Annotated in this window: 16 protein-coding genes; 5 read left to right on the forward strand and 11 right to left on the reverse strand. The window is 38.7% G+C overall.

Annotation, left to right across the window (positions count from 1 at the left end):
- Window positions 1-258 precede the first annotated feature (258 nt).
- From MKX55_RS20395 to MKX55_RS20405, 3 genes are all read left to right on the forward strand, one after another.
- Window positions 259-489, forward strand: coding sequence for a DUF1659 domain-containing protein (locus MKX55_RS20395; RefSeq protein ID WP_042529621.1), 231 nt, complete (start codon window positions 259-261; stop codon window positions 487-489).
- Window positions 490-523: 34 nt separating this feature from the next.
- On the forward strand, window positions 524-736 hold the full coding sequence (locus MKX55_RS20400) for a DUF2922 domain-containing protein (RefSeq protein ID WP_042529620.1): 213 nt from the start codon (window positions 524-526) through the stop codon (window positions 734-736).
- Between the two features lie 137 nt (window positions 737-873).
- Window positions 874-1,014: a YvrJ family protein gene (locus MKX55_RS20405; protein ID WP_084612819.1), complete on the forward strand. Its 141-nt coding sequence runs from the start codon at window positions 874-876 to the stop codon at window positions 1,012-1,014.
- Window positions 1,015-1,086: 72 nt separating this feature from the next.
- Here the strand turns inward: MKX55_RS20405 and MKX55_RS20410 are convergent, their stop codons facing one another.
- Window positions 1,087-4,272, reverse strand: a complete 3,186-nt coding sequence (locus MKX55_RS20410; RefSeq protein ID WP_339234583.1) for a peptidoglycan-binding protein — start codon at window positions 4,270-4,272, stop codon at window positions 1,087-1,089.
- Between the two features lie 428 nt (window positions 4,273-4,700).
- On the opposite strand from MKX55_RS20410, the gene MKX55_RS20415 reads away from it, so the two are divergent.
- The gene (locus tag MKX55_RS20415) at window positions 4,701-5,711 is read left to right on the forward strand and encodes a YheC/YheD family protein (RefSeq protein WP_339234585.1); all 1,011 of its coding nucleotides are present in this window, start codon (window positions 4,701-4,703) and stop codon (window positions 5,709-5,711) included.
- Window positions 5,712-5,772: 61 nt separating this feature from the next.
- Here MKX55_RS20415 and MKX55_RS20420 read toward each other — a convergent pair whose 3' ends face one another.
- The 8 genes from MKX55_RS20420 to MKX55_RS20455 form a co-directional block, all read right to left on the reverse strand.
- Window positions 5,773-7,002, reverse strand: a complete 1,230-nt coding sequence (locus MKX55_RS20420) for a YheC/YheD family protein (protein ID WP_339234587.1) — start codon at window positions 7,000-7,002, stop codon at window positions 5,773-5,775.
- 54 nt (window positions 7,003-7,056) lie between these two features.
- Window positions 7,057-8,052, reverse strand: coding sequence for a hypothetical protein (locus MKX55_RS20425; RefSeq protein WP_339234589.1), 996 nt, complete (start codon window positions 8,050-8,052; stop codon window positions 7,057-7,059).
- Window positions 8,053-8,163: 111 nt separating this feature from the next.
- Entirely contained in the window at window positions 8,164-9,624 is a 1,461-nt protein-coding gene (locus MKX55_RS20430) for an acylphosphatase (protein ID WP_339234591.1), read from the reverse strand.
- A gap of 151 nt (window positions 9,625-9,775) precedes the next feature.
- Window positions 9,776-11,026, reverse strand: a complete 1,251-nt coding sequence (locus MKX55_RS20435) for a YheC/YheD family protein (RefSeq protein WP_339234593.1) — start codon at window positions 11,024-11,026, stop codon at window positions 9,776-9,778.
- Window positions 11,027-11,153: 127 nt separating this feature from the next.
- A complete protein-coding gene (locus MKX55_RS20440) occupies window positions 11,154-12,185 on the reverse strand; it encodes a CapA family protein (protein WP_339234595.1) in 1,032 nt (343 codons plus the stop codon).
- A 354-nt stretch (window positions 12,186-12,539) separates the two neighbouring features.
- The gene (locus MKX55_RS20445) at window positions 12,540-13,991 is read right to left on the reverse strand and encodes an acylphosphatase (RefSeq protein WP_339234597.1); all 1,452 of its coding nucleotides are present in this window, start codon (window positions 13,989-13,991) and stop codon (window positions 12,540-12,542) included.
- A gap of 382 nt (window positions 13,992-14,373) precedes the next feature.
- Window positions 14,374-15,564, reverse strand: a complete 1,191-nt coding sequence (locus tag MKX55_RS20450; RefSeq protein WP_339234599.1) for a YheC/YheD family protein — start codon at window positions 15,562-15,564, stop codon at window positions 14,374-14,376.
- Between the two features lie 19 nt (window positions 15,565-15,583).
- Complete coding sequence (locus MKX55_RS20455; RefSeq protein ID WP_339234601.1) at window positions 15,584-17,029, reverse strand: acylphosphatase; 1,446 nt, start codon at window positions 17,027-17,029, stop codon at window positions 15,584-15,586.
- A 526-nt stretch (window positions 17,030-17,555) separates the two neighbouring features.
- On the opposite strand from MKX55_RS20455, the gene MKX55_RS20460 reads away from it, so the two are divergent.
- Window positions 17,556-19,241: a hypothetical protein gene (locus MKX55_RS20460; protein WP_339234602.1), complete on the forward strand. Its 1,686-nt coding sequence runs from the start codon at window positions 17,556-17,558 to the stop codon at window positions 19,239-19,241.
- 62 nt (window positions 19,242-19,303) lie between these two features.
- Here MKX55_RS20460 and MKX55_RS20465 read toward each other — a convergent pair whose 3' ends face one another.
- Both MKX55_RS20465 and MKX55_RS20470 read right to left on the reverse strand, forming a co-directional pair.
- Window positions 19,304-20,335 (reverse strand): CapA family protein, encoded by a 1,032-nt coding sequence (locus MKX55_RS20465; protein WP_339234605.1) that lies wholly within the window; start codon window positions 20,333-20,335, stop codon window positions 19,304-19,306.
- 59 nt (window positions 20,336-20,394) lie between these two features.
- Complete coding sequence (locus tag MKX55_RS20470) at window positions 20,395-22,044, reverse strand: acylphosphatase (protein ID WP_339234607.1); 1,650 nt, start codon at window positions 22,042-22,044, stop codon at window positions 20,395-20,397.
- Between the last annotated feature and the right edge of the window lie 34 nt (window positions 22,045-22,078).

Genomic DNA, 22,078 nt, shown 5'->3' on the forward strand with positions numbered 1-22,078 from the left:
GGTAAACTGTCGTTTTTTAATAAATATGCTACCGTTTAAAGCTACAAACGGTAATTTATAACTTATTTGACCTTTTTAACGACATTTTTCGACATTCTCTGGAGGGACTCTGCTATAAAGTGTGATATAGAGCGTTTTATAGGATCATTCTTCCCTTTTTAAACAAGTAATTTTTTTATCAAAACATAAAATCTTTTTATAAACATGCCCCTTTTTGTCTCTGAGAATTGAATATAAGTGTGAAAGGAGGTGATGACCATGGCAGTCGCAGAATTAACCGAATCGGTTTTGCAGCTTACGCTGAATGAAGGTGTGGACCCGATTACCGGCGAGTTTGTCCTAAAGCAAAAACGATTCAATTATGTGAAACCAGACGCTACTGCTGAACAGCTCTTATTAACAGCAAATGCATTCGCATCTGTTCAGCAGCATACCCTTTACGCAATCAGCCGTCGGGATGTTTCCGAAATTCATGAAAGAGAGGCTTAAAAGTGGATTCAGTAAAGAAAGGAGGTGACAACCTATGCGCAAGCTTGAATTGAAATTTGTAAATGAAGAAGGCCGTGTGGTAACCTACACACTCGATCATCCTGTGGAACCAGCAGATCCAGCAGCTGTTCAGCAAGCAATGGATACCATTCTTCAGCAGGATGCCCTATATTCCGCAAGCGGCGGATTAACTGAAATCCACAGTGCCCGTATCGTGGAACGTATTGTGGAAGATATTGAATTATAATCCTTTTATCGTAACAAGACTTTGGCCCGTGAGGAGACTATCCTCACGGCATTGTCTTTTATTCTAGAAAATTCTTCTGTTATTCGTCTGAAAGCTTGTTCTTAAAATTTGTTTAAAAATCAAAGGTGGTGAATGCGATGGAGGCATGGATTTCTCTATTAACCGATATTGGGTTTCCTGCTGCGGTAACCTTCTACTTGTTACACCGGGTTGAAGGAAAACTGAATCAGTTGATTGAGTCCATCTACTCGATTTCTATTCCAAAACGATTACACTAAAAAAAGAGGATTTTCCACTGATTTAACAGTGGAAAATCCTCTTTTTTATTATTCTTGGAAAAATGCTGTTTCTTATCTTCTTTTCAGATTATAAGATTGTGCAATGGCATCTGCTGTATATTGTGCCAGCTGCTTTTTATAGCTGTCACTTTTCAGCAATGCGTTTTCTGTGAAATTATCGATAAACAGGTATTCAATAAGAATTGCCGGCATATCTGTGTTCCGCAGAACATTAAAGTTCGCTGACTTTTGTCCTCTGTCGGAAACATTTAAACGGGAAGAAATATACGAATGAATATCATTTTGTCTATTTCTTGTTTCCTGAGAAACGCCCCCATTGTAGATATACGATTCAAATCCGCCTGTTGACCCATTAAAGGCGTTGTTATGGAAACTCACAAAATAATCAGCACCCCATCTATTCGCATGGTTTGCCCGTTCGGTTAATTCAACAAAAACATCTGATCTTCTCGACATTTCTACTTCAACACCCTGATACTTACTCGTAAGTATCCGCTCTGTTTCCAGTGCAATGTCCAATACAACGTCTTTCTCGTTTAAACCGTAGCCTTGACCGCCTGGGTCATGCGCTCCATGACCGGGATCAAGAAAGATTTTTACATTCGATTGCTGATCAAACGCTTGATTGATTCGGCTTAAAGTAACTTCATCAATAATTCCATTTACTCGTAAGCCATTGTCTCTTTGGAACTGTTCTACTTTTTGCTCCATATAGCTGCCAAACAACGTGGTAATACTGATATAACCATAGCCCAGACCGTTTAATTTTTGTTTAATATCCGGGATGTCATTGTGACGTTTCCCTTGCTGAAATGGACTGTTATAGACACTGTTCAGCTTTATTTTTGTAGCATTATCGATTGTTCCATTGACGTTAAGTCCATAGTATTCTTGGAATCTCTTTACTTGTGTTTCCATGAAACTTCCAAAGAGTGTCGTCTCTGTAATATAGCCAAAGCCAACCGCATTTAATTGCTCTTTATACGTCACAATATCTGCGTGTCTGTCTCCGCGCTGGTACGTGTCCTGTGGCGCTGCCTCATTTAATTTCGCTAACGTTATCTCATCTATGATTCCGTTCACTCGTAAACCATGATCTCTTTGGAATTCCTCTACTTTTTGCTCCATGAAGCTGCCAAACAGCGTCGTGATACTGATATATCCGTAGCCAAGATTATTTAAATCCCGTTTGATATCCGGAATATCATCGTGACGTTTCCCTTGCTGGAATGGACTGTTATAGACACTGTCCAGCTTTTCTTTCGTTGCTTCATCGATTTGACCGTTAACGGAAAGCCCATAGTATTCTTGGAATCTTTTAACCTGTGTTTCCATGAAACTTCCGAATAGTGTCGTCTCTGTGATATAGCCAAAACCAGTACCGTTTAATTGCTCCTTATACGTCACAATATCCGCGTGTCTATCTCCACGCTGGTACGTACCCTGCGGAGCCAATTCATTCATTTTATCTAATGTTACTTCATCTATGATTCCGTTCACTCGTAAACCATGATCTCTTTGGAATTCCTCTACTTTTTGCTCCATAAAGCTGCCAAAGAGTGTCGTGATACTTATATATCCGTAGCCGAGATTATTTAAATCCCGTTTTATATCGGGAATATCATCATGACGTTTTCCTTGCTGGAATGGGCTGTTATAAACGCTGTCCAGCTTTTCTTTCGTTGCTTCGTCGATTTGACCGTTAACGGAAAGTCCATAGTATTCTTGGAATCTTTCAACCTGTGTTTCCATGAAACTTCCAAAGAGTGTGGTCTCTGTGATATAGCCAAAACCGACCGCGTTCAATTGCTGCTTGAATTGAATCATGTCCTCATGTCTGTCTCCACGCTGGTACGTATCCTGCGGAGCAAGTTCATTCAACTTGGCTAACGTTACTTCATCTGCAATTCCGCTGACACGAAGGCCATGATCTCTTTGAAATTGCTCTATTTTTTGTTCCATAAAGGTTCCAAAGAGCGTCGTAACACTTATATAACCATATCCTAGATTATTCAGCTTCTGCTTGATATTTGGAATATCATCATGACGTTTTCCTTGCTGGAATGAGCTGTTATAGACACTGTCGAGCTTTTCTCTCGTGGCCCGGTCCATCTTTCCATTAGCCGGAAGACCATAGTATTCTTGGAATCGCGTTACCTGCGTTTCCATGAAACTGCCAAAGAGCGTCGTTTCTGTGATATATCCAAAACCAATTGCGTTTAATTTTTTCTTAAACTTAACGATTTCTGAATGTCTATCTCCCTGCTGATACGTACTTTGGGCAGCAAACGTTTCTACTTCGTTCAAACGTTGCTCACCAATTTCTTGGTCTTCTTCCTCCGCTTCAGCATTTTCTTCTGTCTCAGATTCTTGCTCTTCCTCCGATTCTGTGCCTTCTTCTGTTTCAGAGCCCTGCTCTTCCTCAGATTCTGCGCCTTCTTCTGTTTCAGAGCCTTGCTCTTCCTCAGATTCTGCGCCTTCTTCTGTTTCAGAGCCTTGCTCTTCCTCAGACTCTGCGCCTTCCTCTGTTTCAGAGCCCTGCTCTTCCTCAGATTCTGCGCCTTCTTCTGTTTCAGAGCCCTGCTCTTCCTCAGATTCTGCGCCTTCTTCTGTTTCAGAGCCCTGCTCTTCCTCAGATTCTGCGCCTTCCTCTGTTTCAGAGCCCTGCTCTTCCTCAGATTCTGCGCCTTCTTCTGTTTCAGAGCCTTCTTCTCCCTCAGCATTTTGCTCTTCTTCTGCCTCATCATCTTGCTCGACTTCTTCTGCTTCTGTCTCAAATTCTTCTGGCTTACTGAACTCCAGATGCGCTTCACGATCAAAGGAATCTTCCAATAACAACTCTTCTATCATTTGCAGTGTTTCTTCATCTGCGATTCCTGTCTCTTCTATGTCATGAAAAGCTTGAAATACCTTTACAGATTCTTCTGTATGTAAGCCGAAATATTCTGTCGGGTCTTCTAATGCAGCAAATCCAAGCTCTGTTAAATCTTCTTTCAGTTCTTGAATTGCTTCCTCTTTATCACCCAGTTCGAATATTACTTCTTCTGACTCTGCTTCATTGTCCGAAGCGTCCTGTTCCGCGTCTATTCTGTTGTTGTCTTCCTCTTCTGTATGATCATCGCTCTGCTGACTTTCCTTCGATTGATTATTACTCATCGCGTACACTTCACCCGCAGTGGAAAATGGTGAAATAATCAATAAAGCAATGACTAGAAGAGGAATCCATTTTTTCCTCAAACTGCCGCACCTCCTATTTAATTTTACTTTCCTTCTCTTTATCGGCATAAAATAGCTACTTATTTAGTAAAAATATCACAAAAATAAAAGCATTTCTGCCAAAAGAACTGATTCACAGCGGATTGAATAACCGAAAGATAAGTCTATGTGCCTATATTTTAATTATATGTATGATTTAAAAATGTTATATCGTATGTAACTGCTATTATATTTTGCCTACTTTTTCATTCAAAAAATAGACAGACTTATATAAAAAATGTGAATCACAGACAGGATAACAGAAAATTTGATTTTTAACAACATTTTTTGGAAGTTAAATTTTACTTATGCCTGTACGTATGCTATTTTCTTAACTAAGCAACATGATGAGGAAACGCTATACACCAATACATGATCCTTTTTAACACCAAGATTACAGGAGGCGCGACATGTATATATGTTATATGAGGAATTTCACCAAACCACCCGAATATGTAAAATTATTAGCAAAAGCCGCGAAGTACTATCAAATTGAGGTTATCTACAGTCATCCGAAAAATGTGGATGTAGATAACGAGGTTATTAACGGCTTCACGCTGCATGATAACAAATGGCGTGAGATAGAAATCCCTGTTCCTCCATATATTGACTTGAACAGTTATTGCTATAAATATAAAGATGTAGCTGCTTTCCTAAAAAAGGAAAGCACGCTGTTAAATCTGAAGGGATTTGGCAGCAAAATGAAGCTCTACAATACTTTGATTGAGGATGGAACGTTTGCAAAATATGTTCCCGATACGGTTCAAATTACTGACTTCAACTCTTTTATGCAATTTATCCAAAAGCATCAGCAAGCTATTCTTAAGCCCAAAGTCGGCCACAAAGGAATCGGGGTCTATTTGGTCCATCAGATTGATGAAGATTCCTATCAGCTGTACGTCAATAATTCGGAAAAGATGCTGGCTGCGGAAGAACTCAAAGCTTATATCGAAGAATTAATAGATGACAAAGTATATTTAGCACAACAATATATTCAATCCCTTACGACAGAGGGCAGCCCTTTTGACTGCCGGATACGGCTAGAAAAAAATGGAGAGGGAAAGTGGGCTGTAGCCATTCCTCTGATTCGTATCGGTTCCAATAATAAGGTTGTTTCGAATGTGGCCCAAGGCGGCGGCGTACAAAAACTGCTCCCATTTATTAAATTTCACTATCCAGAGGATTGGAAGGATATTAAAGCAGAGTTTGACTATGTCGCAGAATATCTTCCTCCGAAATTGGAAGCACTCTATCAAAAGCAAACCTCCTGCCTTGGTATCGATATAGGGATTGATAAAGATGGAAAAATCTATATATTCGAGGTTAATGCTGCTCCCGGTGTGGAGTTTGGAGAAGCAGAAATTGTTAACCTGAAAGCCGATTATTATCACTATCTTCAACAGCAAACAGCCGATGAATAATTAAAAGGAACGATGTATGACTTACCAGTGTCATGCATCGTTCCTTTTTGCATTGCGTTGTTTAACTTTTCTTCACCAGCTTCTTCGCTTTTCTGAGGAAGCCGGTTACCTTCCATGAGGTGCTGTTTATCATATCCTGAATCTGTTTTTCTTTTTTCGCTGTTTTCTTTGTTTCTTTGCTCACTGCTGTTTCTAATTGGGAATTTGCTATCTCCAATTGAGCAATCTTATGTTGTTCATCCTCAATCACATCGACCAGCTGCTTCACTGGATAATTTAATTTTTCTTCCATGACATAGGCATAATAATTGCTTCGATGGAAGGCTGCTTCGGAGATAACGTTCTTGGTACCCGGTCCATCATTTGTTTCAAATAAATACAGATCGCCATTTGATTCAATGCCGATATCTATACCTAAATACATGATATGCGTTTTTCTTAACTTCTCCATTTTCTTCGGCAGCGTCTTTCCTATCGTCACCAAATTACTGTAAATCGTCTCCCATTTATCTCCATAGAATGCTTTTAAAAAGGCAACAGGTTCACTGACACCGCCCCCTTGACTCACATTCGAGACAACAGACTGACCGATTCCGATCCGTACATAGATTTTTGCAATCGACCATTTGCCGGAGCGGTCTCTTTCGACATGTATTCTGATATCAAAAGGATCTCCCTGCGGTGTTTTCGATGCAACGTATTTTTGAAGAATATAATTCCTTTGCTGCAAGACCTCATCAAAAAATTCTCGCAGATCATTTAATGGAACGTCCCACTCATTTCGCTGATAGCCTATTGTAAAGAGATCTTCTCCGATTTTTTCAATAGAGTAGATATCCTTGCCCTTTATTCCATTTCCAGGCTTAATCACGACTTTATTATATTTCATTAAGTTGGGATAGACATCATCAAATGTTTTTACATTATGTGTAGGAATAATTAAATGAGCGAATTTCGGATCTTCCTTTAATATCCCTTGTAATTTCTCTTTATTTATCAAGTTTTCTCTTGTATCCGAAAGAAATGTCGTCTCTTTTAAAAAGTCCATGACTTCTTTGTTATCTTTTTTAAAGCAATATATAGCTGCGTCAATAAAAGGTGGAATATCTGTTTTTTTATCAACCCATTTATTATTAACCATTACTTTCCCGTATATCTTCCTTTCTTCGATATGGACGTCATTGGGTGACATATAAATAATTTCAATGCCGTATGATTTTGCTATTAATGCTGTCATTGTTGCCAGTTTTGTAGGTTTTTTAAAATTAGTCATAATACCTACTTCGTACATGGATATTCCCACCTTTTCATTCTTTTAACATGCCATATGCTTTCTTTTTTATTCTTATTCTTCTTTTACAGTTTCTGTTTCCGGGAATAAAGCATCAACTACTTTTCCGATAACATCTCTCTTTTTTCCAACCCATGGAAAATGATGCATGGTAAGCATTGGACCTAACGGACCGACATTCATTTCCAAAATATGAATATCCTCTCCGTTAATCAGAACATCCACGCCGCATATTCTTGCTCCCGGGATAGCTCGAACCGCTTTTCTAACGGTTTCTTTGATTTCAAAAAGGATCTCATCCGTTACATCAATGGCGTCACCGCCTGTGGACACATTGGAATTCGACCTCAAGTATACCATTTCACCGTCGGCCGGGATAGTCTGAAATGTATAATTCAACTTGGATAATACCCGTTCAATTTCCTCATCTAATTTTATTTTGATATGAATGGGATTTTTTCGTTTTTCCCGCTCCTTGTTTTTCTTCTCTACCAGTTCAGTGATAGTCGATACACCATCTCCTGTCACATTGGCCGGGATTCGGTGTGCAACCCCTACAATTTCATTATTTACATAGGTAAAGCGATATTCTTTTCCGCTGATGTATTCTTCGATGAGTACTTCTTTATGTTTTTCGCCAACTTTATGAAAGCAACGCACAAATTCATCATATTCCGTAATTTTAACGTATACATCTGTACCTTTCGCATCATTATACGGCTTTATCACAACGGGTAAAATCGGCTGTGCCCAAGCCCAGGCCCGTTCCACATCTGTATTCGAAAACACGATATTTTCCGGAGCCGGGAAGCCTTTCCCTCTCAGCATTCTGCTTGTGATTTCTTTTCGGTTCGTCACTTCGATGGCCAGCGAGGTATTATAGCTGTTTACGATCATTCCTCTTCTGATGAGGTACGACTTGCCATTGTATGCCATTTTGAACCTTTTATTCTGCATCGGGGTGATCTCTACCCCTCTTTTATGTGCTTCCAAGACAATCATTCGATTCGATCGATTTAATATTCTTCCCGTTAAATCCTTTGCCCTCATAATCTCCCACCTTATGTATCTGCCAGAGAAGACCAGATTGGTTTTATTCCCATTCTTTTTCTCTCCTTCTCTGGCAGGCTATTTAACTACCTCTTTATTCTTCTGACGGTTTCAACGGCGAGCTGTCTTTGTGATGACCTGGAATCCGGTCTTTCTTGGCTCATTGGTATAGACAAGATTCTGTTCTTCTACCTTCTCGACAGAGGATTTTTTGTTTCCTTTTTCTACTGTCTTTTTAAATGTATCCAGCACTTCTTTTTCCTCGCCGATCAGGTAGACTTCCACCGTATTTTTATTTATTTTTTTCGCATGCCCAAAGAGATCGTTCTTCAGCGCTTGTCTTTTGATAAAACCCAGATATCCTACCTGGTTCACTTTTCCGGTTACCGTATATTTTTTGGCATACATGTTAATTGCCGGTGTCCGGATAACCTTCATTTCATCCACAGCATATTTTTTTAACGGTTCTAACATGCAGAGGTAATCAAAGTAAAAGTTAGATTTTTCTTTCCCGATTGTTTCCGGGAAGTAATAATCCATGATCGCACCAGGGACATCTCTTGCCTTTCCTTCTAATGGAAACAGGTGAAACCCAATTTCTGCAGTTCCGTTGATTTCCAGCACGACGCCTTGCCGATTATCCTCTGGGTTGACAATAATGTCTAATCCGGCGTGCGGAAGAGATGGCAGTGCCTTTAATGCATTGACGGCAATCTGCTTCACTTCATCTGTCAATTCATCCGTTGCCTCGATTGGATCTCCTCCAGTAGACAGATTGCTTTTTTCCCTTAAGAAGACCTGCTCGTCTTTTACTGGAATACTGTCTAATGTATAGCCGATTCTTTTCAACATGGTGTTCACTTCATAATCGACTTCTATTGGCTTGGTTGCTAAATAGGGATTCTTTTTTCTTTCGTTATTTTTTAGTTCAATCAGTTTTTCAATGGGGTTTATCCCATCTCCAATCACATTGGCAGGTATCCGGTTCGTTGCGCCAATGACCTTATCGCCGACAACATATACACGGTATTCCTTGCCGTCGTAGTGTTTTTCTACGATATATTGGCGGTACGAATAGCTCTTTCTTAATTCTTTTAAAACAGCAGTGAGCTCCGCTACATTATCAATATTGGTGTAGACGCCTTTTCCCATGCTTCCCTTTAATGGTTTGATAATAACCGGGTAACCAATCTCATTCGCGTAATCAATGATTGCTTCATCTGTTTCTAATGTCTTCCCTTTAGGGACAGGTACATTCCCCTTTTCAAGAAAAGCTTTTGTTTTTTCTTTATCCAGACATATCGTGACTGATTTATTGGCTACTTTATCTCCTCTGGAGCGATAGAAATAATGCAGCATATCTCCGTTGCTTAAAGAGTAGAATTTCCCGTGCGTGCTGCTGAACATCCGATGCAGTTTGCAAAGACTGGATTCATCTCTGTACCATTTTAATTCTAACCCTCTTCTCCATCCTTCTAAAGCGATTAAATAACCGCATAGCTGATAGCCAGTCACATCATTTACAGCTTCCTTTGTCAGTGTAGGAAGGAGTTCTACTTGTTGTGTTTTCATAAAAACAGTCCCCTTATTCTACTTTTTGTTTTATTTTAAAGTGCATGTAATAGAATACAATTCGCTGCTTGTCCGGGTTTTAGGGACATATCATACGCTTTGAACGATTTCAATTCTATTAAGTTTTCTTTATATTGTGACACTCATATGGCTACTTCTTTACAAATATTTTTTTAGTTTTTCTCAAAATGCCTGTCATTTTCCAGGAGGTACTATTCAGCATATTATTCAGCCGTTTTTCTTTGCTGGTGAGTTCTTTCTCTTTTTGAACTATTTGTTTTTCCATGCCGGCGAGTGCCCTGTCTTTTTCTCTTATTTCTTTTTGCATTTGAGCGATTATGTCCGAAAGGGATTCTACCTCTTCCTTTGCATCCTTCACATGAATATTTAATTTTTCTTTTAACACATATAAGTAGTAATTACTTCTAAAATAGGCTACATCGGATTTTAATGCTTTGGAGCTGGGACTGTCATTCACTTCAAACAAATAAAAGTGTTCGCCGCTTTGATCAATGCCAACATCCAGCCCTAACGTCATAATATCCTTTCCTCGCAGTTCTTCCATTTTTTCCGGGATTATTTTTCCGAGTTTTTTTAAATATCGATAGATTTCCTGCCATTTATCCCCGTAATTTGCTTTTAAAAATTCTCTCGTATCACTGACGCCTCCGCCTTGGTTCACATTGGAAATAACGGACTGTCCGATGCCGATCCGCACATAAATCTTAGCGATTGTCCACCGGCCTCTGCCATTTTTCTCTACATGTACCCGGCAGTCAAATGGATCGCCCTGGGGCGTTCTTGATACAACGTATTTTTGAAGGAAGTAATTTTTCCCTTTTAACGTAGTATCGAAAAATGATTTCAGTTCATTTAAAGGAATCTTCCATTTTTCTGTATTAAAACCGATTTGTAGTACATTCGCTTCTACCTTTTCTATAAAGTAGATATTTTTACCGCGTAGCCCGCTTTCCGGCTTCAGCACGACTTTTTGGTACTGATTCAAGTAATGATGTAAATCTTCAACCGTCTCCATCGGATGCGTAGGTATCATTAAATGAGAAAACGCCTCATCCTTACTTAATACCTCTTGTAAATATTCTTTCGTAATGACATTTCTTCGATCCTCGGATAATAGTGTTGTTTCTCTTAAGAAATCCATGACTTCTTTCGTTTCTTTTTTAAAACAGTATGGGACAACATCGATAAAAGGGGGAATATCCGTCTCTTTATCTACCCACTTATTATTGACCAGTAATCTTCCATATACTTTTTTCTTTTTTATATCGACATCTGCCGGGTTCATATAGAGCAATTCGATTCCATATGACTTGGCAATGAGTGACGTTGTTCTAGCCAGTGAATCCGGTTTTTTTAAATTGCGCATATAGCCTACTATCATCTACAATCCTTCTTCCTGTTGTTTGATAAAATCGAGTGTATTTATGATTATAGATATTTTGATCCAAATACAATTTTCCAATTAAAGTGATGAAATCTAACCTATGAAAGGAAACATATTGCTTTGCTTACCTGAGTTTAAAGTCTGGAACCCATTGTGTTAATCTGTTTTTTAGCTCGGTATATATCTCTAAACTGTCAAATGTGCCAAAGTCTGTTTTGATATGGCGATTTTCTTCGATATAATCCCGGAATAAGTGCATTTGAAACTCGGTATTGTTCACATCATCGACGAAGGTTAAATCCATTTCAGGCTGTCCGATTGTAACTTGTCCATCTTCATTTTTGCTTATATCCAGAGAGAGCACCCCTCCGATTTGGCGATAGACACCAAATTGACCAGTATACAGATTTCCCAGAGAATAGATTGCCAGCGATTTGTTTGCCCGGGAATTCAGTATCCACTGAGCCGGCTGTAAAACATGCGGATGATGGCCAAGGATAATATCTGCGCCTGCATCTGATAGAGATGTAGCAAGGTTCACTTGAAACGATGATGGATTCAGTGCGTATTCCGATCCAAAATGCACGGCTGCAACGACCACGTCCACCTTCTCTTCTTCTTTTAAGCGCTCAATTGTTTTTCTGACAGGAATGGTCGAGCCGCCGATAATTCGATTTAATAAGTATCTTTTTCCTTTAGGGAAATCCTTATTATTGGAAACGGTCGAATACGCCAGCACACCTACTTTTATTCCATTTCTCTCAAATACCCGGAACGTGTCCTTATCTGCTTTGGACTTATGGGATCCTACATAAGGCAACCCTATTTTTTCAAGGTTCGCAATGGATTTCTGTACCCCTTCTTCTCCAAAATCAAAGCTGTGATTATTGGCATTGGTGACAATGTCTGTGCCAAATTCCTTTAAATTTTCTGCAATCTCAATCGGATTATTAAATCGTGGATACGTCGTCAGGCCGAATTCTTCGCCAGCTACGATTGATTCTAAATTAACAATCGACAAATCTCCCGCCTGTAATAATTCCTTTACCGGAGCCATCTTATCCCGGAAGTCATATTTCCCGTTTTTTATACATTTATCATATACTCTGTCATGCAGCAGAACATCCCCTGTAGCTACTAATTTCATCTGTGACATACTTATACCTCCGCCATCCGTTATTTAAACCTTCTATGAATCTATGCTTCTACACTGACACTGTAGTTTGTACATATACTGTACCAAAAAAGACACTTTTTGACATGATTTTATGTATTTTTCAAAAATTTTAACTGGCTAGTTGGATGTGCTTTTTGCTTAGTATTGATTTAAATCGAGTAGATAAATATCCAAAATAAGTAAAATATTGGTTTAAAATAAAACCTTTTAATCCCTATATATCTGTTATCCCCAAAAGAAAAATGAACTATTTAGGGTATATCTCCTCCAAATAGTTCATTTTATGATGACATCACTGCAACGATGTATTACATAGATACGTCCTCTATTCCATCAGGATGATGTTATAATCTTAAATCCTGTTTTTCTAGGTTTACTAGAGAGTTCAAGATCTTTTTCTCTGATATTTTTGACGACGGATTTTTTCGATCCTTTTTTGACATATTCTTTAAATGCATCTAATTCTTCTTTTGATTCTCCTATAAGGAATATGTCGACGGTGTTTTCGTCTATTTTTTTCGCATAGCCATACAGGTTTCTTTCCAATGCAAATCTTTTTATTTTTGTCATATATCCAACTCTGTTTAATTTTCCAGTTGCCGTATATTTCTTTGCATATTTTTTATTCAATGGCGTTTCAGCGACCTTTATCTCCTCAATCGCTCCCGTTTTTATCGGTTCTAAGATGCTCAGGTAATCAAAATAAAAATGTGTTCTTTCAGCGTCTGCTGTTTCCGGGAAATAGTAATCAATGAGCGCTCCAGGAATGTCTTTCGCTTTCCCAATCAGCGGAAATAGATGGAAGGCAATTTCCGCGGTTGCATTCACTTCTAATACGACCCCTTTTGTATTATCCTTCGATTCTACAATAATATCTACTCCTGCATGCGGGATGGAAGGAAGTGCTTTTAACGAGTCGACAGCAATTTGTTTTACCTCTTCTGAAAGCTCATCGGTTGCTTCAATCGGATCGCCGCCAGAAGAGAGGTTACTTTTTTCCCGTAGAAATATTTGCTCGCCTTTTTTGGGAACACTAGTTATTGTATAGCCTGCTCTTTCCAGCATATAAGTCACTTCATAATCTACCTTTATTGGTTTCGGCGACAGATATGGATTCTGTTTTCTTTCCTCATTCTTGATTTCAATTAATTTTTCAATCGTGTCTGTCCCATTCCCTGTGACATTTGCAGGAACTCTGTTTGTGGCGCCAATCACTTTATCTCCGACGACATAGATGCGGTATTCATTGCCTTCATAGTGTTTTTCCACTAAATATCGGCGGTAGGCGTATTTTTTTCTTACTTCCTTCAGAATAGTTATCAATGTCTGTTCATCAGAGATATTGGTATATACGCCTACTCCCATGCTTCCGCTTAACGGCTTGATAATGACAGGATAGCCAATCTCATTCGCATAGTTAATAATCTCTTCATCGCTTTCCAAAGCGGCGCCAAGCGGCACTGGCACATTCTGTTTTCGCATATAGGATTTGGTTTTTTCTTTGTTTTGACAAATACCTATCGTTTTATTGGCTACTTTATCGCCTCTGGAGCGCAGGAAATAATGCTTTTTCTCTCCATCACTCAGGGAGAAAAATTTCCCGTGTGTGGTGCTGTTTATACGGTGCAATTTACATACGCTTGTTTCATCACTATACCACTTTAATTCTAAGCCTCTTCTCCAGCCTTCCAAAGCTACTGCATAAGCGTCTAATTGAAAGCCTGTTATATCTTTCACTACTTTTTTGGACAGGTCGGGAAGAAGTTCTGCTTCTTGAGATTTCATAACCATTCTCCTTCATCTTTGTATTCACTTGTTTCTCATCATACATGTGAACAGGTATATTTCAATCTGCGGCTGCTATATGTATTTGAATTATTTATTATCTGCTCTATATATGACTCTATTTTTTCCATGCTCTCTATACACATCTTATCATAATTCAAATTTTATTCTCATACATTTTTTACTACAGTTTACAAATCAACATCCTCGTAATAAAAGAACGTCATTAAATAAGCGGCCCTTCTCCCTTAATTTACAGGAAAAGACCGCTTCACAGTATTCTATTATTTCTGCTGTCTGCCATTTCATTTGGATTTATCAGCTAATACGGATCTCCCCATCTCTTTATGACAAGAGATGGGAAACCATCAACGATTCGCTGCTACTTTTTCTTAGTTATCTTTCTTCTTGCTTTTCTCATAAGGCCAGTGACCTTCCACGAGTTACTATTTAATATGCTGTTTAGTTGTTTCTCTTTTTCTGCAAGCATTTCTTTTAATTCACGGATTTCCTGCTGGTTATTTTCCAATTCATCCGTGGAATCCTTTATTTTTCTATTTAATCGTTTCTCTAAGACATATAAATAGTAATTACTTCTTAAGAAGGCCACTTCCGATATCACTGCTTTGGTACTTGGTCCGTCATTTACCTCAAATAAATATAATTTGCCGTTCGTATCTATTCCAATGTCCAGACCCAGGGACATAATATGTGTGCCTCTCAGCTGCTCCATTTTCTCAGGAATTTGTGTTCCAAGCTGTAATAAATCTTGATAGATTTCCTCCTGCTGTTCACTAAAGTTTGCCTTGAGAAATTCTTTCGGATCGCTAATTCCTCCGCCCTGATTCACATTGGATATGACAGACTGCCCAATACCAATCCGCACATACATTTTGGCGACAGCCCACTTGCCTGTCCCGTCTTTTTCTACATGGATCCGGCAGTCAAACGGATCTCCTTGCGGGGTTCTGGAGGTAACGTACTTCTGGAGGATATAATTCTTTCCACTTACCGTGTTTTCAAAAAATTCCTTCAGAGCATTTAAATCAGCATCCCATTTTTCTTTATTAAAACCGATTGTAAATAAATCGTTATCCTTCTTTTCAATAATATAGATGCCTTTGCCCCGCAGTCCTTTCCCCGGCTTCAGTACAATCTTCTGATAATCCTGCAGGTAGCTATTCATATCCTGGAAAGTCTTGATTTTATGGGTTGGAATCATTAAATGAGAAAATTGCTCATCCTTGCTCAAGGTATTTTGCAGCATTTCCTTCGTTACAACATTCCTGCGATTATCTGATAAAAAGGTCGTCTTTCTTAACAAATCCATTTTCTCTTTATTTTTTCTCATAAAACAATATGGAGCGGCATCAATGAATGGAGGAATATCTGTTTTTTTATCCACCCATTCGTTATTTACCAGTACTTTTCCATATACCTTTTTCTCTTCTATATTTATATCCTTCGGCCGCATATAGATTAGCTCCATGCCATATGCTCTTGATATGAGAGCAGTCATTTTCGCTAATTCGGTCGGCTTATTAAAATTTGTCATCATTCCGATTTCATGCATGGCAAATCCTTCTCTCTCACTAAGTTATTATTCGAAAACCTGTTTTTCTGGGTTTGTTTGCATACGTCAGATCCTGTTCGTCTATCTGTTCCACAATGGATTTTTTGGAACCCTTGCTGACAAATTTTTTGAATGTATCCATCACATCTTTTTTCTCACTGATAAGATAGACTTCAATCGTATTGTTATCTATTTTCTTCGCATAGCCAAAAAGATTATTTCTCAGCGCTTGCCTTTTGATATAATTCATATACCCTACCCGGTTCACTTTCCCGCTGACGGTATATTTTTTCGCAGACATTTCCTGCATTGGTGTTTTGATAACTTTTATTTCATCTGCAGCGCATTGCTTTAAAGGTTCTAATAAGCTGAGATAATCAAAGTAAAAATGCGTTTTATTTTTCCCTGCTGTTTCCGGGAAATAATAATCGATGATTGCACCAGGAACATCCCTTGCTTTTCCTTCTAAAGGGAATAAATGAAAACCGATTTCCGCCGTCCCGTTTATTTCTAAGACAACGCCCTTTCGATTATCCCGGGGGTCTACAATAATATCTATTCCGGCATGAGGGATGGAAGGGAGTGCCTTTACCCCATTTACAGCAATCTGCTTCACTTCGTCTGAAAGTTCATCCGTCGCTTCGATTGGATCCCCGCCAGAGGATAGATTACTTTTTTCTCTCAGGAAAACCTGCTCCCCTTTTCCGGGAATATCATCCAGCGTGTATCCGGCTCTTTCCAGCATGTAGGCCACTTCATAATCAAATTTTATCGGTTTCGGTGCTAAATATGGATTCTGTTTTCTTTCCTCGTTCTTTATTTCAATCAATTTTTCTATCGTGTTTATTCCATCTCCAACCACATTGGCAGGAATCCGGTTCGTTGCACCAATAACTTTATCGCCAACCACATAAATTCGATATTCATTGCCATCATAATGCTTCTCCACAATATACTGGCGATAAGCATATTTTGACCTTAATTCTTTAATGATTCCAGCCAGCTCATTTTCATTGGATATATTCGTATAGACGCCTTTCCCCATGCTTCCATTTAGAGGCTTGATAATAACAGGATAGCCAATCTCATTTGCATAAGCAATCATGTCTTCATCTGTTTCCAGTGTCTTTCCTACAGGGATAGGCACATTGCTCTGTTCAAGAAAAGCTTTTGTTTCTTCTTTATTCTGACAAATCCTTACTGCCTTATTTGCTACTTTATCTCCTCTTGAGCGAAAGAAATAATGCAGGTTATCTCCATTGCTTAAAGAAAAAAACTTTCCATGTGTACTGCTGTTCATTCTATCCAATTTACAAAGGCTTGTTTCATCTCTATACCATTTTAATTCCAGTCCTCTTCTCCAGCCTTCTAATGCGACTAAATATGAACATAATTGGAAGCCCGTTATCCCTTCCACTACTTTTTTGCTCAGTGCAGGTAAAAGTTCTGCTTCTTGAGATTTCATAACCATTCTCCTCTTTTTTGTCTAATGACTGATTGGAATAGAACACGTCTTTCATTTCCAAATCAGCTCGTTTCCTGTTGTTGTTATTTCTAGTGATTATCTAACTCCCAACAATATATATCCTTTGAACATCATTTCAATCTTTTTACTTAATTTACCCGATTTTTAACTTTTAACCATTCAGCAGCATGAGAAATACCCTGAAAATTATTTTTCGCATGCGAATCTAAAACAACTTAGCTTATTCTAAGAAGTTCGAAGCTTGAACTCTTTTTATAACCATTGTAATTCAGATTATTAATATTATATAAATTAATCCCGAAAATAGATAGTTATATTGTTAAAAATTTTGTCGCAGGGGTACTGGCTGGATGCTTCCGTTTCAAGAAATAAGGAAAATGTTATTTTTGGAATAATTCCATTGTTTATAAGTGAATTTGATAGGTGTTTATTGAGAGGACAGGGAAAGAAATATGTTATAATGATAAATAACTATTTAAGCGAAATTATGTTAGGAGAATTGATTATGGCAGAAAATCGATTTCTAAAAAGTTTAGACCACCCTATACCGGAAAAAGCAAATAATTATATGCTGAGTACCTATAGTATTATATTAGAAGCCTGGCGAAGAGGATTAACCATTTCTTTTAGTATCGTAAAAGAAGGTACTGGTAAATTTGAACCTTCTTATATTATTACGGACGGTAATAGAAGCCATCATTTTAGTGCCACTCGCGGCGATTTAGTTTCTAAACGTACGAAAGAATTAACAAAAAACAAAGTGACAACTAAAGAAATACTAGAGAAAAACAATGTATCCACGCCTGGTGGAAAAGACTTTAATGCTGATACCAGTGATTCTGAAATTATAAAATATGCCGCAGAGATTCAATATCCTGTTGTGGTAAAGCCTTTAGCAGGAACTGGAGGAACGGGTGTCATCGCTGGTATTCAAAATGAGGAAGAATTGATTGAAGCATTACATTATGTTCGAGTGAAATTAAAATCTCCTCATGTTATTTTGGAAAAGTATTTTGCTGGAGAAGATTATCGTGTTTATGTGCTAGACGGTAAAGTCATCGGAGCTTTAAAACGAATAAAGGCAAACGTTATTGGCGACGGCAAAAGTACAGTCAAACAATTAATCGATCAAAAGAATGAAGAGCGTGCTAAGCTTCCATCGCTGACAAATCGTAAAATAAAAATCGATGATGAGCTGAGAAACATGCTGCGCCGGGAAGGTTATGATTTAAACTCTGTTATCCCAGATGGGGAATTAGTCTATATTAAATCAAAAAATAATGTATCAGCCGGCGGGGATTCCATCGAGGTTACAGACGAGCTATCTGATAATATCAAGCAAATTGCCGTTGACGCGGTAAATGCTTTTGACGATTTACCTCAATGCGGGGTAGATATGATGGTGGATGAAGAAAATGATACAGCAGCGATTATTGAGTTGAATACACGGGCACATATTACCCAGCATCTGTTTCCAATGAAAGGGAAAGCACAGGATGTCCCATCGAAATTAATCGATTTTTATTTTCCTGAAACGGTTGATTATGACCGAAATAATGCTCTAAAATTCTTTCTCGATTTTGATTTTATTTTCGATGCTTGCATGAATGGAAACGCAACAGAAGTTGGTATCCCTGTATTACCTACAAGAGCATTGAAGCTTACTCGTTATGTAGTCAGCGGCTGTGAATATACAAAAGCTTTTTCCGGACGTGTGCGCCGTTTGGCATATCATGCTAAAGTCCATGGCTATATAAAACCTTTAAACAATGGAGATATCTCTATTATTGTTGGTTCAAGTCAAAAAAGAATCAGTGATTTCCTAAAGCGACTTGAGAGATATACTAATCGCCTCAGCAAGTCGGCAGCAATTACTGAAAAGAAACGTTCAAGTCCTATTATGCACGGGTTTCATATTGAATCTCCGAATGAAAAAACTGACAGCAGTGAAATCAGTAATTCGGAAGAAAAGGCTGCTTTGGATAAATATATCAAAGACTATGCTAAATTAAAATCAGACTATCAACATGCCGTGAACCGCTTAGCAAAATATGAGAGAGATGAGCGGACGCTGGATCTGACTCAGCGTCAAAACAAACAATTAAAGAAACGCCTGCAGCAAATGGAAGAAAGTAACTCTTGGAAAATGACGAAGCCTATCCGGGCGTTTACCGAAAAACTGAAAAAATAACAAAATAAAGCCATAAGCAATCGGAATTAGTATTTCTGACTGCTTATGGCTTTATTAATCTACTATTTTAATTTAAACTCCGGCATCCACTGCGTTAACCGCTCTGTTAATTCACTGTATACTTCCAGACTGTCGAATTTGTCATGCTCCGTCTCAATGTATGGATTTTTTGCTATATAATCACTTAATAAGTGCATTTGATAATTGTTTTTGCGATTAGCATCCACAAAGGTCAGATCCATTTCCGGCTGGTTAATTGTCACTTTACCATTTTCATCTTTGCTGATATTCAGAGACAATACGCCTCCTATTTGTCTATACAATCCTTTTTGACCGCTGTAAAAGTTTCCTAAAGAATAGATGACAAAGGTCTTTTTCCCTCTTGAATTCAATATCCATTGTGCAGGCTGCAGTACGTGCGGATGATGTCCCAGAACAATATCTGCACCAGCATCTGATAAAGAAGTAGCGATATCTACCTGAGAAGCTGGCGGATTAAGCGCATATTCTCTTCCAAAGTGCGCTGCAACAACGACTACGTCCGGGCTTTCTTCTTTTTTCAAGCGCTCAATATCCCGTCTTACTTCCTTCGTAGAGCCGGCCACAATACGATTTAGAAGATACGGTTTATTTTTAGGCGGATTCTTGCCTAACGTGACAGCCGTATAAGATAGAATCGCTACCTTAATTCCTTCCTTCTCAATAATACGGAATTTTTGTTGGTCTTCTTTTGACTTATGTGAACCAACGTAAGGAAGCCCTATTTTTTCAAGATTTTCAATTGATTTAAGCACGCCCTCCTCGCCTAAATCAAGACTGTGGTTATTCGCATTTGTGACAATGTCTGTGCCGAATTCTTTTAAGTTTTCCGCTAATTCTACCGGGTTATTAAATTCTGGGAAAGAGATAAGGCCTAATTCTTCTCCGGCTACAATCGATTCTAAGTTAACAACAGAGATATCTCCATCTTGCAGCAGTTTTTTCGCAGGAGCCATTTTATCCTTAAAATCATATTTCCCATCTTTTTTGCTGATATCGTACACTCTAGAGTGTAGCAGCACATCACCAGTAGCTGTTAATTTAATTTGTGACATAAACATTCCTCCACAATTATTTATCATCTTATTTTACCGATACGAAACAAGATAAATAATTATTTTTTATTCTTCACCTTCGAGCCGACCTTACGTATAGACTCTGTGACCTTCCAAGAAGTACTGTTCAAAATATGTTTGACGTCCTTATCCGCTCTGTCTTTTTTCTTTCTAAATTCCTGCAAGTCTTTATCCATGCTTCTTAAAGCATGCTGCACGGATTTTATATTATTGGTATTATACTGCTCAGAAATTTCAAAGCCTACCGTAATAAAGCTGTCATAGTCCTCTTCTTTGATACGGGTTACTTCCGATCCCTGCGGATAGCCTTTGATGACTTCTTTAAAAGCTTCTACTGCCTTCTCGTCCGTTCCAGCTACAACGACTTCAATTTCATCAAATACCATGCTTTTCACATAGCCATGCAGGTTTTGATCTAGTGCTTGTCTCTTCAGCCATTTATGGTAATTATATCGCTGTACATTTCCGTTCACGATATATTTCCGGATATAAAGCTCTCCGAGTGGCGCAGGAGCAACTTCTACTTCCAGTGCTGCTCTATTTTCAAGCGGCTCCAACACATTGATTAAGTTAAAAGAGACTCTTGATTTTGTGGTGTCTACCTTCCCTTTGGTTTCCGGGAAGTAATAGTCTATAATCGCTTTCGGAATATCTCTTGCTTTTCCTTCAATCGGGAAAAGTGCGCCGCCAATTTGTGCGGTCGGATTTAATTCAATAACAACTGCTTCCCCTTTCAGGTCTTCCCGGTCATTGACGATAATATCTACGCCGCCTTGCGGAAAATCATCAATTGCTTTTAATGCATTGATGGCAATTTCCTTATATTCCTGAGGCAGGCTGTCTGTTACATCAACAGGGTCACCGCCGGAGGATACATTCGTTTTTTCCCGCAAGTAAATTACTTTGTCCTTCTCTGGAACACTTTCCAATGTGTAGCCGGCTTCCTGAATAAACTCCAGAATTTCAACATCCATATGAATCAGACAACTGTTTAAGCGGGCATTTTTTCTTCGCACGGCATTCTTGATGTCGATGAGCTGTTCAATGGTATGTTCGCCGTCACCAACGATGTTCGCAGGTACACGGTTATATGCTGCAACAACTTCATCCCCTACCACATAAACACGGTATTCTTTCCCGCTGACATATTGCTCCAGCACGACTTCTTCATATTCTAATTCCCGGCGGACATAATGAATCGCCTTGATTAATTGTTCTCTATTTTTAATATTGGTTACAACGCCATTTCCAAGGCTCGCATTGGTTGGTTTGAGAACTAATGGAAAGCCGACTGTATCCGCAAATTCGATAATCTCTTCATTGGTTGCCTCTGCTTCAAAGCCTTTTCCCTTTGGTACAGGCACGCCTGCATTGCCGAGATAGATTTTGGTATCATCCTTCTCTGATCCAATTTCTACTGCTTCACTGGAAACCAGATCTCCTCTTGTTCTAAAGAAGTAATGTGTCTGCTTCTCTGAGGTTAATGAAAATAAACGTCCGGGCGGGTTCACTCCAAAAATAACCATATTCTCAAAGTGCTCGGAATCCTTCGTGTACCATTTTAGCTTCAGACCTCTTCTCCATCCTTCTAATGCAACAGAAAATGCGTCCAGACGTGTTTTTCGCGCATTTCGTACAATGTCATTATTCAGATGTGGAAGACTTATCCCTAACTGATTGTCTTTCATATTCATATCCTCCTGTAGCTTCTTTCAACTCATC

The sequence above is a fragment of the Oceanobacillus sp. FSL W7-1281 genome, from assembly GCF_037969835.1.
Lineage (GTDB): Bacteria > Bacillota > Bacilli > Bacillales > Amphibacillaceae > Oceanobacillus > Oceanobacillus oncorhynchi.

What these genes read in the sequence shown, in the direction of transcription:
- MKX55_RS20425 (WP_339234589.1), bottom strand. Translation starts at nt 8,052, where the DNA reads ATGAGGGCAAAGGATTTAACGGGAAGAATATTAAATCGATCGAATCGA.
- MKX55_RS20405 (WP_084612819.1), top strand. Translation starts at nt 874, where the DNA reads ATGGAGGCATGGATTTCTCTATTAACCGATATTGGGTTTCCTGCTGCG.
- MKX55_RS20455 (WP_339234601.1), bottom strand. Translation starts at nt 17,029, where the DNA reads ATGAAATCTCAAGAAGCAGAACTTTTACCTGCACTGAGCAAAAAAGTA.
- MKX55_RS20470 (WP_339234607.1), bottom strand. Translation starts at nt 22,044, where the DNA reads ATGAAAGACAATCAGTTAGGGATAAGTCTTCCACATCTGAATAATGAC.
- MKX55_RS20450 (WP_339234599.1), bottom strand. Translation starts at nt 15,564, where the DNA reads ATGCATGAAATCGGAATGATGACAAATTTTAATAAGCCGACCGAATTA.
- MKX55_RS20445 (WP_339234597.1), bottom strand. Translation starts at nt 13,991, where the DNA reads ATGAAATCTCAAGAAGCAGAACTTCTTCCCGACCTGTCCAAAAAAGTA.
- MKX55_RS20460 (WP_339234602.1), top strand. Translation starts at nt 17,556, where the DNA reads ATGGCAGAAAATCGATTTCTAAAAAGTTTAGACCACCCTATACCGGAA.
- MKX55_RS20400 (WP_042529620.1), top strand. Translation starts at nt 524, where the DNA reads ATGCGCAAGCTTGAATTGAAATTTGTAAATGAAGAAGGCCGTGTGGTA.
- MKX55_RS20395 (WP_042529621.1), top strand. Translation starts at nt 259, where the DNA reads ATGGCAGTCGCAGAATTAACCGAATCGGTTTTGCAGCTTACGCTGAAT.
- MKX55_RS20430 (WP_339234591.1), bottom strand. Translation starts at nt 9,624, where the DNA reads ATGAAAACACAACAAGTAGAACTCCTTCCTACACTGACAAAGGAAGCT.
- MKX55_RS20440 (WP_339234595.1), bottom strand. Translation starts at nt 12,185, where the DNA reads ATGTCACAGATGAAATTAGTAGCTACAGGGGATGTTCTGCTGCATGAC.
- MKX55_RS20420 (WP_339234587.1), bottom strand. Translation starts at nt 7,002, where the DNA reads ATGTACGAAGTAGGTATTATGACTAATTTTAAAAAACCTACAAAACTG.
- MKX55_RS20465 (WP_339234605.1), bottom strand. Translation starts at nt 20,335, where the DNA reads ATGTCACAAATTAAATTAACAGCTACTGGTGATGTGCTGCTACACTCT.
- MKX55_RS20435 (WP_339234593.1), bottom strand. Translation starts at nt 11,026, where the DNA reads ATGATAGTAGGCTATATGCGCAATTTAAAAAAACCGGATTCACTGGCT.
- MKX55_RS20415 (WP_339234585.1), top strand. Translation starts at nt 4,701, where the DNA reads ATGTATATATGTTATATGAGGAATTTCACCAAACCACCCGAATATGTA.